Origin of the sequence: Streptomyces sp. NPDC006487 (genome assembly GCF_042870555.1) — a bacterium.
Taxonomy (GTDB): Bacteria; Actinomycetota; Actinomycetes; order Streptomycetales; family Streptomycetaceae; genus Streptomyces.
In genome coordinates, this window is record NZ_JBIAHN010000001.1 from 405,204 (window position 1) to 419,589 (window position 14,386).

Below are 14,386 nucleotides of genomic sequence, written 5' to 3' on the forward strand. Positions count from 1 at the left end.
TCGGACGCCGAAGGCGTTCGGGCCGGCCGGTGGGGCCGCCGGCCTCCCGACCGTCTTCCTGTGCCCGCCGCGGCTGTTGCGTCGCTGCGGCGGGCACGGGTTCCGTCTCGCCCGGCGGGGTGGGCGAGCGCTCAGACGGCCGCTGGGGAAGGCTCGCACGTGTTCGGCAGGTCGATGCGGACCGTCCGGTCGCAGAGCCGTTCCACCTGTGCGGGGTCGTGCGAGACGAGCAGGAGAGCCGCCGGTTCGAGGGACAAGGCGTTGACCAGGATGCTGCCGCCGAAGACCACGGGGGCTGCGGTACCAGGACGACGGTGCTCTGGTCCGACCGGACGCTTCGTTCCGTCGGGGATCTGCGGGTCGCGGACCGCGATGACTGTCCTGTCGGCCATCTTGTCCGTGGCCGTGACACCGAGGCCTGCCTCCGTACGTCGAGTACCTGCTCCCGGAGCGTGCTCATGCTTCCCCCTGATGGACGGATCGACAGGGGAGAGCGCTCTCCCGTGGCGGGAACCTAGCGCGTGTTCTCGGCCGGGGTCAAGGAAGGCGGCGAGCGGAACACTGGGCAACTCGCCCGTGGGGAGGCCGAGTTTCCCCACGTCACACGGCTGCGCCCGCGGCCGGACACCGGACTCGCCGCAGGAGTGGAACAGGCCGTCCGAGGGGGTTGCCCGGGGCTCGATTCGTCGATGTTGCGCCAAGGCGTTCCCTCACGGGTTGGCCTGGGCTAACTTCTGACCTCAACTCACCCCACCTCCCTCTCACTTCACCAATCCCAGCTCCGGGCGGATCGTTATGAGTCGTTCCATCGCGTTGCGCGATGTCAGCAAGAGGTACGGGCGCAACTCCTTTGCCGTCGAGCGGGTCTCGCTGACCGTCGAGCCGGGCGAGTTCCTGGTTCTGCTGGGCCCTTCGGGCTGCGGCAAGTCCACCGTCCTGCGGATGATCGCGGGGCTGGAGGACATCACCGAGGGCGCGCTGTTCCTCGACGGCGCGTACGCCAACCACATGCCGCCGAGCGAGCGGGACATCGCGATGGTGTTCCAGAGCTTCGCGCTGTATCCGAACATGACGGGCCGGGCCAACATCGGTTTCCCGCTGAAGCTGCGCGACCCCCGCGGGGACCACGATCCGCAGGTGGAGGCCACGGCCCGGATGCTGGGCATCGAGGACCTCCTCGACCGGTTCCCCGGACAGCTTTCGGGCGGCGAGCGCCAGCGGGTCGCGATGGGCCGGGCCATCTCCCGCAAGCCGTCGGTGTTCCTGATGGACGAGCCGCTCTCCAGCCTGGACTCGAAGCTGCGCGGCCATCTGCGGGCCGAGATCGCCCGGTTGACCTCCGAGCTGGGTGTCACCACGGTCTACGTCACGCACGATCAGTCCGAGGCCATGTCCCTGGGACACCGGGTGGCGGTCATGCGGGGCGGCGTGCTGCAGCAGGTCAGCTCGCCCCGGGACACCTACGCCCTGCCGGCGAACGTGTTCGTGGCCGCGTTCATCGGAACCCCCCGCATCAGCCTGCTCCAGGCCGTGGTCCACGCGCCGCTGGGCGCGGGGATGTGGATCGACCTGGGACGGCACCGGCTCCCCCTTCCCGAGCCCCTCAGTACGGATCACCAGCTGCTGCGGATCCAGCAGGGCCGTCCCGTCATCGTCGGCCTGCGGTCGGAGGCGGTCAGGATCGCCCCGCCGAGCCAGGCGCGGCCCGGCGAGGTGGCGATGACGGGCATCGTCGAGCACGTCGAGTACCAGGGGCACGAGGCGCTGGTGCACGTGGACACGGGCTCGCGCCCCGCGGTGGTGGCTGACCTGGAGTCGGCGCGGCACCCGGCCGCTCCCGGGCGCGCAAGCCTGAGACGGCAGCGGGGCGGCCTCGGACGGCTCAGGGACCGGGCCGTGGGACGGCTGTCCGGATCGGTGGCGCTCATGGAGGCGCCGCCGAAATCCGCTCAGGGGCCGGACGCGGGTGTCGCCGCGCAGCGGCTGGGGGCGGTGCGCAGCGACCTCGTGGTGCGCACGGGGCCGCACGTCAGGGTGAGGGTGGGGGCCCAGATCCCGCTGCTGGTCGATCTTGGGCAGCTGTACGTCTTCGACCATGCGGGGCGCCGGGTGTCTCCGGCCGGGGAGGGGATCGCACCTCTGGAGAGGTAGCTCCCCTCGCGTCGGCCGGCCCGCCTCGCCGGGTGCGGGGCGGGCCGGCGGTTCAGTGCGCCGCCCGCTCCTGCAGTGTGGTGCGCCAGGCCGGAAGCGGCTCCTCGCGCTCGGGCTCCGCGCCGTGGCCGCCGCGCGCGAAGAAGTCGGCCAGCGGCAGGATTCCCGCGCCGACCGTGACGGCGTCGGGGCCGAAGGTTCCCAGGTCGATGCGGACGTTGGCGGCCGGATACGACAGGGCGTAGGAGGTGGCGTAGGACCGTACGGAGTCCAGGAAGCGGGTGCCGAGCTGCAGGCCGGCCCAGCCGCCGACGAGGATGCGTTCGGGCTGGAAGAGGTTGATCAGGTCGGAGAATCCCGCGCCGAGGTACTCGGCGGTCTCCTCCAGGACGGCGAGGGCCGTCGTGTCGGCCCGCACACCGGCGCCGTCGGGGCCCGGCGCCGGGTAGGCGGCGGCCAGCATCGCGGTCAGGGCGGTCTCCTCGTCGGCGGCGGCCGGCGGGCGCCCACCGGCCTCGACCCAGCGTTCCAGGAGCGCTTCGGCCCCCGCGTACGCCTCCAGGCAGCCCTGGGCGCCGCAGCGGCAGCGGCGCCCGCGGACGCGCACGGTCAGGTGGCCCCACTCGATGGCGCGTCCGGTGCGGGTGTCCTCGCTGACCACGCAGGCGCCGACACCCGACCCGAAGAGCACGACGACCGCGTTGCGTGCCCCGCGGCCCGCGCCGAACCACATTTCGGCCTGGCCGAGGGTTTTGGCCCCGTTGTCGATGTAGTAGGGGACGGTTTCGGGCAAGAGCCGGGAGTCGCGCAGCATCCGCTCCAGGGGGACGGCGTCCCAGCCGATGGTCTGGCCGTGGACGACGGCGCCGTCCGCGGTCCTGGCGACGATGCCGGGAACACCGATGCCGACGCCGAGGAGCCGCTCGGGCTCGATGCCGGCCCGGTGCAGGACCTCGGCGATGCCCTCGCGGAGGTGCCGCACGACGACGGCGACGTCGTAGCGGTCGATGCGGCGGGGCCCGGCCGCCTCCAGGGGACGCTCCACGCGTGCGAGCTCGGTCAGGGTCAGGTCGAAGAGCTCGATGCGGATGCGGGTCTCGCCGACGTCCACGCCGATCATGTAGCCGCTGGTCGGGCTGACGCGGAGCAGGGTCCTGGGGCGCCCGCCGGCCGACTCGACGCTCCCGGCTTCCTCCACCAGGCCGTCGTTGACCAGCTCCGCGACCACGTTGCTGATGGATCCGGAGCTCAGCCCCGTGGCGGGACCCAGCGAGAAGCGGCTCAGGGGACCGTCGAAATACAACCGTTGCAGAACGGCGGTCCGGTTCTCCCGACGCAGGTCACGCACTGTTCGGCCGCTACGTACTCGCACTCTGTCCCCTGTCTTCGATGCCCATGACTGCAAGATACCTGCGTGAACGCTCTTGACGAGTCCTTCGCTTGAGGTTTAACTCACATCCTAAATTAAGCCATGTGGTTTTGGGGGCGAACCGCGGAACGTCCGCCCCCCACCCCGCAGTCGGCATCCCGTTCCTTCCTGAAAGGCCCATGGAGCCATGCGCAGAATCAGAGTCGCAGCGGTAGGCGCCGTCACCCTCTCCCTCGTCCTCGGGGCGGCCGCCTGCGGCGGTGGCGGCTCCACCGGCGGGGGCGGGTCCAACGAGCAGCCGAAGACGCTGACCTACTGGGCCTCCAACCAGGGATCGAGCCTCGAGGTCGACAAGCAGGTCCTCCAGCCCGAGCTCGACAAGTTCGAGAAGCAGACGGGCATCAAGGTCAAGCTCGAGGTCGTGCCGTGGGGCGACCTGCTCAACCGCATCCTGACCGCGACCACCTCCGGTCAGGGCCCCGACGTCCTGAACATCGGCAACACCTGGAGCGCCTCACTGCAGGCCAGCGGCGCGCTGCTCCCGTGGGACGCCAAGAACTTCGAGAAGATCGGCGGCAAGGACCGGTTCGTGGAGTCGGCGCTCGGCTCCACCGGCGTCCAGGGCCAGGACCCGGCGGCCGTCCCGCTGTACTCCATGGCCTACGCGCTCTACTACAACAAGAAGGCCTTCGCCGACGCGGGCGTCACCAAGCCGCCGACCACCTGGGACGAGGTGATCGCCACGGGCAAGCAGCTGACCAAGGACGGCAAGGCCGGGCTGGGCGTCGAGGGCTCGAACCTGTCGAACAACATCCACCAGGTCTTCGTCCTGGGCAAGCAGCACGGCGCGGACTTCTTCACCGCCGACGGAAAGGCCGACTTCACCTCCGACGGCGCCGTCAAGGCCGTGAAGCAGTACGTCGACCTGATGGCCGACGCGCAGATCGTCGCCAAGGGCAACGCCGAGTACTCCCAGAACCAGTCACTGAGCGACTTCGCCAAGGGCAAGACCGCCATGGTGCTGTGGCAGACCGCGTCGGCCACCTTCGCCGCGCAGGGCATGAAGGAGGACGAGTGGGGCGTGGTCCCCGCGCCCGTCCAGTCCGGTGCGCCGGGGACGGGCACGTCCACCAACTCCATGGTGGCCGGCATCAACATGGCCGTCTTCAAGAACACCAAGAACCTCGACGGCGCAACGAAGTTCGTGAACTTCATGACCGGTGACGAGGAGCAGAAGGTCCTCAACAAGGCCTACGGCTCCATCCCGCCGGTGAAGTCCGCACAGACGGACCCCGCGTTCAACACCCCCGGTCTGTCCGTCCTGCGCGACACCCTCGCCAAGAGCGCCTCCGCCCTGCCGCAGGTCCCCGAGGAGTCGCAGTTCGAGACGGTGGTGGGCACCGCGGTCAAGGAGCTCTTCGCCGACGCGGCGGCCGGCCGTCCGGTGACGCTGGAGTCGGTGAAGGCCAAGCTCGAGAAGGCCCAGCAGCAGATGCCCAAGAAGTAGGCACGGATACCTCATGACCACCACCGCCCCCCCGCGCACGGGCAAGCGGACGGTACGGAAGAACCACCCCGGAGCGGCGCCGCGCACCCGCCGCTCCGGGCGGCTCCGCCGCATCTCCCTGCCGTACCTGCTGCTGCTCCCCGCACTCGTCCTCGAACTCCTGGTCCACCTGATCCCGATGGTCATCGGCATCGTGGTCAGCTTCAAGGAACTCACCCAGTTCTACCTCCGCGACTGGGGCAACGCGCCCTGGGCCGGCCTGGACAACTACTCCCTGACCGTCGACTTCGACGCACCGGTCGGCGAGGCACTGCTGAGCTCCTTCCTCACCACGTGCCTGTTCACCTTCTTCTCCGTGGGACTGTGCTGGCTGATCGGCACGGCGGCCGCGATCTTCATGCAGGAGACGTTCAAGGGCCGGGGCATCCTGCGCACCATCTTCCTGGTGCCGTACGCGCTGCCCGTCTACGCCGCCGTCATCACCTGGGCCTTCATGTTCCAGCGCGACAACGGCCTGGTGAACCACGTCATCCACGACCAGCTCGGCCTCACCGACAGCCCGCCGTTCTGGCTCATCGGCGACAACGCCTTCATCACCCTGCTGGTCGTCTCGGTCTGGAAGGGCTGGCCCTTCGCCTTCCTCATCATGATGGCCGGCCTGCAGAACATCCCCCGCGAGATCTACGAGGCCGCGGCCCTGGACGGAGCGGGCGTCTGGCAGCAGATCCGCCGCATCACGCTCCCCTCGCTGCGCCCGGTCAACCAGGTCCTGATCCTGGTGCTGTTCCTGTGGACGTTCAACGACTTCAACACGCCGTTCGTCCTGTTCGGCAAATCGGCGCCGGCCTCGGCCGACCTCATCTCCATCCACATCTACCAGTCCTCGTTCCAGACCTGGAACTTCGGCACCGGTTCGGCGATGTCCGTCCTGCTGCTGCTGTTCCTGCTCGTGGTGACCGGCCTCTACCTCCTGTTCACCTCCCGAGGAAGGAGCGCCACCGATGCCTAGGCACACTCAGGCGGTTGCCTCCCGGTCGCCCATGGCGCCCCCCAAGTCGTTCCTCGTGAGCCGGCTGGTGTTCCTGACGCTCCTCACCGGGTTCGTCCTGCTGCCGGTGTACGTCATGATCTCCAGCTCGCTGAAGCCGCTGCAGGACGTGTCGGGGAAGTTCCAGTGGATCCCCTCGGGCCTGACCGTCCAGCCGTACTTCGACATCTGGAAGACCGTCCCCCTCGGCGACTACTTCATGAACTCGCTGATCGTGGCCGGGGCGGCGACCGTCTTCTCCGTGATCATCGCGATCTTCGCGGCCTACGCCGTCAGCCGCTACTCCTTCCGCGGCAAGCGCGTCTTCACCGTCACGGTGCTGTCGACGCAGATGTTCCCCGGCATCCTCTTCCTGCTGCCGCTGTTCCTCATCTACGTCAACATCGGCAACGCCACCGGGATCGCGCTGTTCGGCTCGCGCGCCGGGCTGATCCTCACCTACCTGACGTTCTCGCTGCCGTTCTCGATCTGGATGCTCATCGGCTACTTCGACTCGGTCCCCAGGGACCTCGACGAAGCCGCCAAGGTCGACGGCTGCGGTCCGCTCGGCGCGCTGTTCCGCGTCATCGTGCCCGCCGCGATCCCCGGCATCGTCGCCGTCGCCGTCTACGCCTTCATGACCGCCTGGGGCGAAGTGCTGTTCGCCTCGGTGATGACCAACGACGCGACCCGCACCCTCGCGGTGGGCCTGCAGGGCTACTCGACCCAGAACGACGTGTACTGGAACCAGGTCATGGCCGCCTCGCTCGTCGTGAGCCTGCCCGTCGTCGGCGGCTTCCTCCTCCTCCAGCGCTACCTCGTCACCGGGCTGACCGCCGGCGCCGTCAAGTAGCCCCCTCCCATTGATCTTCGAAAGGCTTGCTGTGTCGGATTCCATTGACCTCGGCGCCTTCCCCCAGGACTTCGCCTGGGGCACGGCCACTTCCGCGTACCAGATAGAGGGAGCAGTCAAGGAGGACGGCCGCGGGCCGTCCATCTGGGACACGTTCTCCCATACGCCCGGCAAGGTCGACAACGGCGACACCGGCGACGAGGCCTGCGACCACTACCACCGGTGGCCCGAGGACATCTCCCTCATGAAGGAGCTGGGCACCAACGCCTACCGCATGTCGATCGCCTGGCCGCGCATCGTCCCCGACGGCTCCGGACCGGTCAACGCCCGGGGCCTCGACTTCTACGACAAGGTGATCGACGGGCTCCTGGAATCCGGCATCACCCCCTCGGTGACCCTCTACCACTGGGACCTTCCCCAGGCCCTGCAGGACCGCGGCGGCTGGACCGTCCGCGAGACCGCCGAACACCTGGCCACCTACACCTCCGCCGTCGCGCAGCGGCTCGGCGACCGCGTCACCCAGTGGGCCACCCTCAACGAACCGCTCTGCTCGGGCTGGATCGGCCACCTGGAAGGCCGGATGGCCCCCGGTCTGACCGACCTGACCGCCGCCGTCCGCGCGTCCTACCACCTCCTGCTGGGCCACGGCCTGGCCACCCAGGCCATCCGTGCCGCAGCACCCGGCGCGCAGATCGGCCTCGTCACCAACCACTCCACGGTGGTACCCGCCACGGACGACCACGAGGACCTCGCCGCCGCCGTCCGCATGGACGGACACACCAACCGCTGGTGGCTCGACCCGGTCTACGGACGCGGCTTCCCCGCCGACATGCGGGCGCTGTACGGCGTGGAACTGCCCGAGCGCCCCGGCGACCTGGAGACCATCGCCGCGCCCCTCGACTGGCACGGCCTCAACTACTACTTCCCCGCCACCGTCGCCAACGACTCCGCCGGCCCGGTCCCCTTCGCCCGCGAGGTCCGCCTCCCGGACGTGCCGCGCACGGGCCTGGACTGGCAGATCGACGCCAACGGCATCGAATCCCTGCTGCTGCGCCTCACCAACGACTACGGGGTGCGCAAGCTCTACGTCACCGAGAACGGCTCCGCGTTCCCCGACACGGTCGGCCCCGACGGCGCGGTCGACGACCCGGGGCGTACGGCCTACCTCGAGCAGCACCTGGCAGCCTGTGCCCGCGCCGTCCGCCAGGGCGCTCCGCTGGCCGGTTACTACGCCTGGTCCCTGCTGGACAACTTCGAGTGGGCCTACGGCTACGACAAGCGCTTCGGCCTCGTCCACGTCGACTACGAGACCCAGAAGCGCACCGTCAAGTCCAGCGGCCGCCGCTACGCGGACATCGTCCGCAGCCACGGCCGGCTCCACGCGTAATCCGGCGGCCAGGCCGTCTCGTTCGGCTCCTGCCTGGCTCCGCCCTGCCCTGCCCTGCCCGGTGCCGGGCGGCCTCCGTCCCGCGCCGGCACGGGCGGCCCCGCCCACGCGGAACGCCCGGAAGGTCCCACCCACGCGGAACGCCCGGCCGGGACGACCGGCCGGGCGCCGGGCCGTGCCCGGCGGATGGAGCATCCGGAACTTACCCTGTCATATGCCTACCGGCCTGCCCGTTCCGCTGCCTATGGTGTGGCTCCGGACCATCCCGGGCCCGGCACCCTCCCGGCTCCCCACGGGAGGGCTGTCGTGCGTCCGGGTTCAGCCGGGTCCCTGGACGGCCTGTACGCGTCCGCCCTGGTCCACGGTGAGCGCGACCCGCTCGACCTTGCTGATCGCGGCGACGGCCAGCCACACGATGCCCCACAGCAGACAGGTGAACACGGTCAGGACGGCGTGCAGGACGTGGTTCACCCGTTCCCCGCGGACCAGCACCGCCTGGGTGGGGGAGCGCGACTCCACGCGCCATCCGTTGGCGATGTACTGGTTGACCGCCCAGTCGAGGATCATCGTCCGGTGGCTGTCGTCGACGGGCCGGCCCGTCGGAGGGTAGAGAAGGCTCTGCGGCGGCTCCAGCGGCACGCCCCACTGCCGCCATGCGTCACGCTTCCGCATCCGGCTCGCCTCCCCAGACCGCGGGCCCGCCGCCACGCCACGTGATCGGCGGCCACTCCTCCTCGTTGAGCCAGCCCGCCCGTCGCAGGAACTCGGCCACATCGGACATGCCGTGGGCCACGCCGAGCGGCGAATCGCTGCCGTGCACGTGTGCGGTCACCCGTCGGCCTCCCGTGGGGGCGACGGGGTGGACGGTGACCTGTGCCTGGTCGGCCATGCATCAAGCGTGCGCGGACCCGGTCGGTTCAGCACGCCGAGCGTCCCGCCGTGCGCGTCGTACGGGCCGTGCGCGTCGTACGGGCAGGCCCCGCGCGTGGCGCGGCACCGGGCGCCGGGCCGGATCGCGTGGCACCGCGCCCCGCGACACCCCCGCCTCGCGAACGGCATCCTCCGGCCCCGGGCCCGTCCGCTCGCACCCGGACCCCTCGCGCACCGCCTCGCGGTTCATCCGCCCCGAACTCGCCTTCTGTTACGCCAGGGTGACGGACCGTAAGAGATGTGCACGCAGGGTCCGATCCGGCTTGGTGGGATCGGCCCCCTGTGCCGCGCGGGGCCACCCATCCCCACCTCGCCACTTAATGAAAGACGAAAGAAAAGTGGTCAAGCTCCTTGACCGGTCGATCGCGTTACGGGCAAGGTCTGGAGAGCGCTCTCCCGTTTCAGGTTCGTTAAAGGAGCACCGATGCCCACTGGCATACCCGTCGATGCGTCGCCACGCAGACGACGTCCAGTTTCCACCCGGAGGGGGATCGCCGGGGCGGTCACGACCGCCCTCTTCGGCAGCCTGCTCGCGCTGGCGCCGGCGGCCCCCGCCGCCTCGGCCGAGCCGCCGCTGCTCTCCCAGGGCAAGTCGGTCACGGCCTCCAGCCAGGAGCACTACGGCACCCCGGCAGCCGACGCGGTCGACGGCGACAACGGCTCGCGGTGGTCCAGCGCGGCCTCCGACGCCCAGTGGCTGCAGGTCGACCTCGGCGCCGCGACCGCGCTGAGCAAGGTCGTCCTGCAATGGGAGGCCGCCTACGCGAAGGCCTACCGGATCGAACTGTCGACCAACGGCACCGACTGGTCCACGGCCTACTCCACGGCCACCGGCTCCGGCGGCACCGAAACCGTCGGCATCACCGGGACCGCCCGCTACGTGCGCATGCAGGGCGTCACCCGGGCCACCGGTTACGGCTACTCGCTGTGGGAGTTCAAGGTGTTCGGTACCACCGGGGGCGACGGCGGCGGCCCGACCCTGCCGGGCGGCGGCGACCTGGGCCCCAACGTGCACGTCATCGACCCCGCGACCCCCGGTATCCAGGACAAGCTGGACCAGGTCTTCCGCGAGCAGGAGTCGGCGCAGTTCGGCAGCGGCCGGCACGCCTTCCTGTTCAAGCCGGGCACGTACGACAACATCAACGCCCAGATCGGCTTCTACACCCAGATCGCCGGACTCGGCCTGAACCCGGACGACACCACTTTCAACGGCGACGTGACCGTGGACGCCGGCTGGTTCGGCGGCAACGCCACCCAGAACTTCTGGCGCGCCGCGGAGAACTTCGCCGTCAAGCCGGTCAGCGGCACCAACCGCTGGGCGGTGTCCCAGGCGGCCTCCTTCCGCCGGATGCACGTCAAGGGTGATCTCAACCTCGCCCCCGCCGGGTACGGCTGGGCCAGCGGCGGCTACATCGCCGACAGCAAGGTCGACGGCACGGTCGGCCCGTACTCGCAGCAGCAGTGGTACACCCGCGACAGCACCATCGGCGGCTGGACCAACGGCGTGTGGAACATGACCTTCTCCGGCGTCGAGGGTGCTCCCGCCAACTCCTTCCCGGAGCCCCGCTACACCACCCTCGACACCACCCCCGTCTCCCGGGAGAAGCCCTTCCTCTACCTGGACGGGAACGAGTACAAGGTCTTCGCGCCGGCCAAGCGCACCAACGCCCGCGGTACCACCTGGGCGGGCGGCACGCCCCAGGGGGAGTCGGTCCCGCTGAGCAAGTTCTACGTGGTCAAGCCCGGAGCGACGGCCGCCACCATCAACCGCGCGCTCGCCCAGGGCCTGCACCTGCTGTTCACGCCCGGCATCTACCACGTCGACCAGACCATCAACGTCAACCGGCCCGGCACGATCGTGCTGGGCCTGGGCCTGGCCACGGTCATCCCCGACAACGGGGTGACCGCCATGAAGGTCGCCGACGTGGACGGGGTCCGGCTCGCCGGCTTCCTCATCGACGCCGGACCGGTCAACTCCCCGACCCTCCTGGAAGTCGGCCCGGCCGGTGCCTCCGCCGACCACGCCGCGAACCCGACGACCGTCCAGGACGTCTACATCCGCGTCGGCGGGGCGGGCGCGGGCAAGGCGACCACCAGCATGGTCGTCAACAGCGACGACACCATCGTCGACCACACCTGGGTGTGGCGCGCCGACCACGGCGAGGGCGTGGGCTGGGAGACCAACCGCGCCGACTACGGGGTGCGGGTGACGGGTGACGACGTCCTGGCCACGGGCCTGTTCGTCGAGCACTTCAACAAGTACGACGTGGAGTGGTTCGGCGAGCGCGGAAAGACGATCTTCTACCAGAACGAGAAGGCGTACGACGCCCCGAACCAGGCCGCCATCCAGAACGGCGCCACCAAGGGCTACGCCGCCTACCGGGTCGACGACTCGGTGACCACCCACGAAGCCTGGGGCCTCGGCAGCTACTGCAACTACAACGTGGACCCGAACATCCGCCAGGACCACGGGTTCAAGGCCCCCGTGAAGCCGGGCGTCAAGTTCCACAGCCTCCTGACGGTGTCGCTCGGCGGCAACGGCCACTACGAGCACGTCATCAACGACACCGGGGCATCCACCGTTCCCGCGGGCACCTCGACGGTCCCCTCGACGGTGGTCTCCTTCCCCTGAGCCGCCGTCCCTCCCCACCGGTTCCGCCGACCGGCGGAGCCGGCCCCAACTCCCCGGGCCCGGTTTCCGCCCTGCCGCCGCGGCCCGGGGGCACCACCGCTCCACCGGCTCCGCTGACCCGACGGAGCCGGGCTCAACTCCCCTGGGCCGGGTGAACCGACCTCCGCGCCCCGGCCCAGGGGCCCTGAGCACCCATCGACCAGCCCGGCATTCCCGTCCGGAGCGAGGCCCGAGCACCTGGCAGGGCCGTGCCCGTCGACACAGAGAGCGCTGTCTCGCGGGCGAGGCGCCCCCACGGGAGAGCTGGTCAGTTCCCACCGCCATTGACACCAGGAGCCGCAATGTTGACCCGTCCCCCCTCCACAGGCACCCCACCCCGCCGCACGCGCGCCGCGTCCGCCCTCGTCGCACTCGGAGCCCTGTTCGCCTCCTCCCTCACGCTGGTCTCCGCGCCGGTCGCGGGCGCCGCGGAAACCCTGCTCTCCCAGGGCAAGCCGGCCACCGCCTCCTCCCAGGAGGGCGAGGGCTACTCCGCGGCCGCCGCGTTCGACGGGAACCTCACCGGCACCCGGTGGGCCAGCCAGTGGCGCGACGCCGAATGGATCCAGGTCGACCTCGGCGCCGTCCGCAGCCTCAGCCGTGTCGTCCTCACCTGGGAGGGCGCGTTCGGCAAGAACTACGACATCCAGGTCTCGGACGACGGGACGAACTGGCGCACCGCCAAATCCGTCACCGGCAGCGACGGCGGCACCGACGAGATCGCCGTCTCCGGCAGCGGCCGCTACGTACGGATGAACGGCCTGGTCCGCTCCAGCGGCTACGGCTACTCCCTCTGGGAGTTCCAGGTCTACGGCACCACCTCGGTGGAACCCCCGGCCCAGGGCGCGGTGCGCGTGGCCGGCTCCCAGGGCAACTGGCAGCTGACCGTGGGCGGGCAGCCGTACACGGTCAAGGGCCTCACCTGGGGCCCGTCCTTCGCGGACGCCCCGAAGTACATGCCCGATGTGAAGTCGATGGGCGTCAACACCATCCGCACCTGGGGCACGGACGCGTCGAGCAAGCCGCTGCTCGACACGGCCGCGGCGAACGGGATCCGGGTCGTCAACGGCTTCTGGCTGCAGCCCGGCGGCGGCCCCGGCTCGGGCGGCTGCGTCAACTACGTGACCGACGCGGCGTACAAGAGCAACATGCTGACCGAGTTCGCGAAGTGGGTCGACACCTACAAGTCGCACCCGGCCACGCTCATGTGGAACGTGGGCAACGAGTCCGTCCTCGGCCTGCAGAACTGCTACGGCGGCACCGAACTGGAGGCGCAGCGCAACGCCTACACCACGTTCGTGAACGACGTGGCCAAGAAGATCCACACCATCGACCCGGACCACCCGGTCACCTCGACCGACGCCTGGACCGGGGCGTGGCCGTACTACAAGCGCAACGCCCCGGACCTCGACCTCTACTCGATGAACTCCTACGGCAACATCTGCAAGGTGAAGCAGGACTGGGTGGACGGCGGCTACAACAAGCCCTACATCATCACCGAGACGGGGCCGGCCGGCGAGTGGGAGGTGCCGAACGACGTGAACGGCATCCCCGACCAGAAGACCGACGTCCAGACCGCCGAGGGGTACACCACCGCCTGGAACTGCGTCACCGGCCATCAGGGCGTGGCCCTGGGCGCCACGATGTTCCACTACGGCATCGAGCACGACTTCGGCGGCATCTGGTTCAACCTGCTGCCCGACGGGCTCAGGAGGCTCTCGTACTACGCGGTGAAGAAGGCGTACACCGGGTCGATCGCGGGCGACAACACCCCGCCGGTCGTCGGCAACATGGTCGTCGACCAGGCCTCCAACGCCCCGGCCGGCGGCGAGTTCACCGTCCGTGCCAACATCACGGACCCGCAGAACGACCCGCTGACGTACAAGGTCTTCCTCAGCGGCAACTACGCGAACGGCGACAAGCGCCTGGTCGAGGCGCAGTGGCGCTCCACGGGCAACGGGACCTTCGCGGTGACCGCCCCGGAGAAGCTCGGCGTCTGGAAGGTCTACATCCAGGCCGAAGACGGCCGCGGCAACGCGGGCATCGAGACCAAGTCGGTGAAGGTCGTCGCCCCGCCGGTGAGCGGCACCAACTTGGCCCTGAACAGGCCCGCCACCGCTTCCTCCTCGCAGGCCTCCTACGGCGACTGCCCCTGCCCCGCCGGCAACGCCACCGACGGCAACACCGGGACCCGCTGGGCCAGCGACTGGAGCGACCCCCAGTGGATCAGTGTCGACCTCGGTGCCTCCAAGGCGATCCGCACCCTGCAGCTGGTCTGGGACCCGGCGTACGCCAAGTCCTACGAGGTGCAGGTCTCCGACGACGGCGCCAACTGGCGCACCGTCCACACCACCACGACCGGCAACGGCGACATCGACACGATCAGCGTGTCGGCCAGCGCCCGCCACGTGCGACTGAACCTGACCGCACGCGGCACCGGCTGGGGCTACTCCCTCCACGAGTTCGGCGTCTACAGCTGACCCGGTGACGG

The 14,386-nt window shown here is 70.0% G+C and carries 11 protein-coding genes; 7 read left to right on the forward strand and 4 right to left on the reverse strand.

What is annotated here, in order from left to right:
* Positions 1-131: 131 nt before the first annotated feature.
* A complete protein-coding gene (locus ACFYM0_RS01820; protein ID WP_388495555.1) occupies positions 132-392 on the reverse strand; it encodes a hypothetical protein in 261 nt (86 codons plus the stop codon).
* Positions 393-795: 403 nt separating this feature from the next.
* On the opposite strand from ACFYM0_RS01820, the gene ACFYM0_RS01825 reads away from it, so the two are divergent.
* Complete coding sequence (locus tag ACFYM0_RS01825; RefSeq protein ID WP_388495556.1) at positions 796-2,151, forward strand: ABC transporter ATP-binding protein; 1,356 nt, start codon at positions 796-798, stop codon at positions 2,149-2,151.
* A gap of 52 nt (positions 2,152-2,203) precedes the next feature.
* Here ACFYM0_RS01825 and ACFYM0_RS01830 read toward each other — a convergent pair whose 3' ends face one another.
* Positions 2,204-3,523, reverse strand: coding sequence for an ROK family protein (locus ACFYM0_RS01830; protein WP_388495558.1), 1,320 nt, complete (start codon positions 3,521-3,523; stop codon positions 2,204-2,206).
* A gap of 184 nt (positions 3,524-3,707) precedes the next feature.
* Between ACFYM0_RS01830 and ACFYM0_RS01835 the strand changes: the two genes are divergently transcribed.
* From ACFYM0_RS01835 to ACFYM0_RS01850, 4 genes are read left to right on the forward strand one after another with little or no spacing between them, the layout of a single operon-like run.
* On the forward strand, positions 3,708-5,027 hold the full coding sequence (locus ACFYM0_RS01835; protein ID WP_388495560.1) for an ABC transporter substrate-binding protein: 1,320 nt from the start codon (positions 3,708-3,710) through the stop codon (positions 5,025-5,027).
* A 13-nt stretch (positions 5,028-5,040) separates the two neighbouring features.
* Positions 5,041-6,036 carry a carbohydrate ABC transporter permease gene (locus ACFYM0_RS01840; protein ID WP_388495562.1) on the forward strand — a complete coding sequence of 332 codons (996 nt, stop codon included), beginning with the start codon at positions 5,041-5,043 and terminating at the stop codon, positions 6,034-6,036.
* Between the two features lie 31 nt (positions 6,037-6,067).
* Positions 6,068-6,907, forward strand: a complete 840-nt coding sequence (locus ACFYM0_RS01845) for a carbohydrate ABC transporter permease (RefSeq protein WP_388495839.1) — start codon at positions 6,068-6,070, stop codon at positions 6,905-6,907.
* 31 nt (positions 6,908-6,938) lie between these two features.
* A complete protein-coding gene (locus ACFYM0_RS01850; RefSeq protein ID WP_388495564.1) occupies positions 6,939-8,294 on the forward strand; it encodes a GH1 family beta-glucosidase in 1,356 nt (451 codons plus the stop codon).
* A gap of 318 nt (positions 8,295-8,612) precedes the next feature.
* Here the strand turns inward: ACFYM0_RS01850 and ACFYM0_RS01855 are convergent, their stop codons facing one another.
* Both ACFYM0_RS01855 and ACFYM0_RS01860 read right to left on the reverse strand, forming a co-directional pair.
* Positions 8,613-8,966, reverse strand: coding sequence for a hypothetical protein (locus ACFYM0_RS01855; protein ID WP_388495565.1), 354 nt, complete (start codon positions 8,964-8,966; stop codon positions 8,613-8,615).
* The gene (locus ACFYM0_RS01860) at positions 8,953-9,183 is read right to left on the reverse strand and encodes a hypothetical protein (protein WP_388495567.1); all 231 of its coding nucleotides are present in this window, start codon (positions 9,181-9,183) and stop codon (positions 8,953-8,955) included. The genes ACFYM0_RS01855 and ACFYM0_RS01860 overlap by 14 nt, the downstream gene beginning before the upstream one ends.
* A 465-nt stretch (positions 9,184-9,648) precedes the next feature.
* Between ACFYM0_RS01860 and ACFYM0_RS01865 the strand changes: the two genes are divergently transcribed.
* On the forward strand, positions 9,649-11,856 hold the full coding sequence (locus ACFYM0_RS01865; RefSeq protein WP_388495569.1) for a discoidin domain-containing protein: 2,208 nt from the start codon (positions 9,649-9,651) through the stop codon (positions 11,854-11,856).
* Positions 11,857-12,197: 341 nt separating this feature from the next.
* Positions 12,198-14,375: a discoidin domain-containing protein gene (locus tag ACFYM0_RS01870; protein ID WP_388495571.1), complete on the forward strand. Its 2,178-nt coding sequence runs from the start codon at positions 12,198-12,200 to the stop codon at positions 14,373-14,375.
* The last annotated feature ends 11 nt before the right edge of the window (positions 14,376-14,386 follow it).

Coding starts and splice junctions, on each gene's coding strand:
- ACFYM0_RS01820 (WP_388495555.1), bottom strand. CDS start 392: ATGGCCGACAGGACAGTCATCGCGGTCCGCGACCCGCAGATCCCCGAC.
- ACFYM0_RS01825 (WP_388495556.1), top strand. CDS start 796: ATGAGTCGTTCCATCGCGTTGCGCGATGTCAGCAAGAGGTACGGGCGC.
- ACFYM0_RS01835 (WP_388495560.1), top strand. CDS start 3,708: ATGCGCAGAATCAGAGTCGCAGCGGTAGGCGCCGTCACCCTCTCCCTC.
- ACFYM0_RS01840 (WP_388495562.1), top strand. CDS start 5,041: ATGACCACCACCGCCCCCCCGCGCACGGGCAAGCGGACGGTACGGAAG.
- ACFYM0_RS01845 (WP_388495839.1), top strand. CDS start 6,068: ATGGCGCCCCCCAAGTCGTTCCTCGTGAGCCGGCTGGTGTTCCTGACG.
- ACFYM0_RS01855 (WP_388495565.1), bottom strand. CDS start 8,966: ATGCGGAAGCGTGACGCATGGCGGCAGTGGGGCGTGCCGCTGGAGCCG.
- ACFYM0_RS01860 (WP_388495567.1), bottom strand. CDS start 9,183: ATGGCCGACCAGGCACAGGTCACCGTCCACCCCGTCGCCCCCACGGGA.
- ACFYM0_RS01865 (WP_388495569.1), top strand. CDS start 9,649: ATGCCCACTGGCATACCCGTCGATGCGTCGCCACGCAGACGACGTCCA.
- ACFYM0_RS01870 (WP_388495571.1), top strand. CDS start 12,198: ATGTTGACCCGTCCCCCCTCCACAGGCACCCCACCCCGCCGCACGCGC.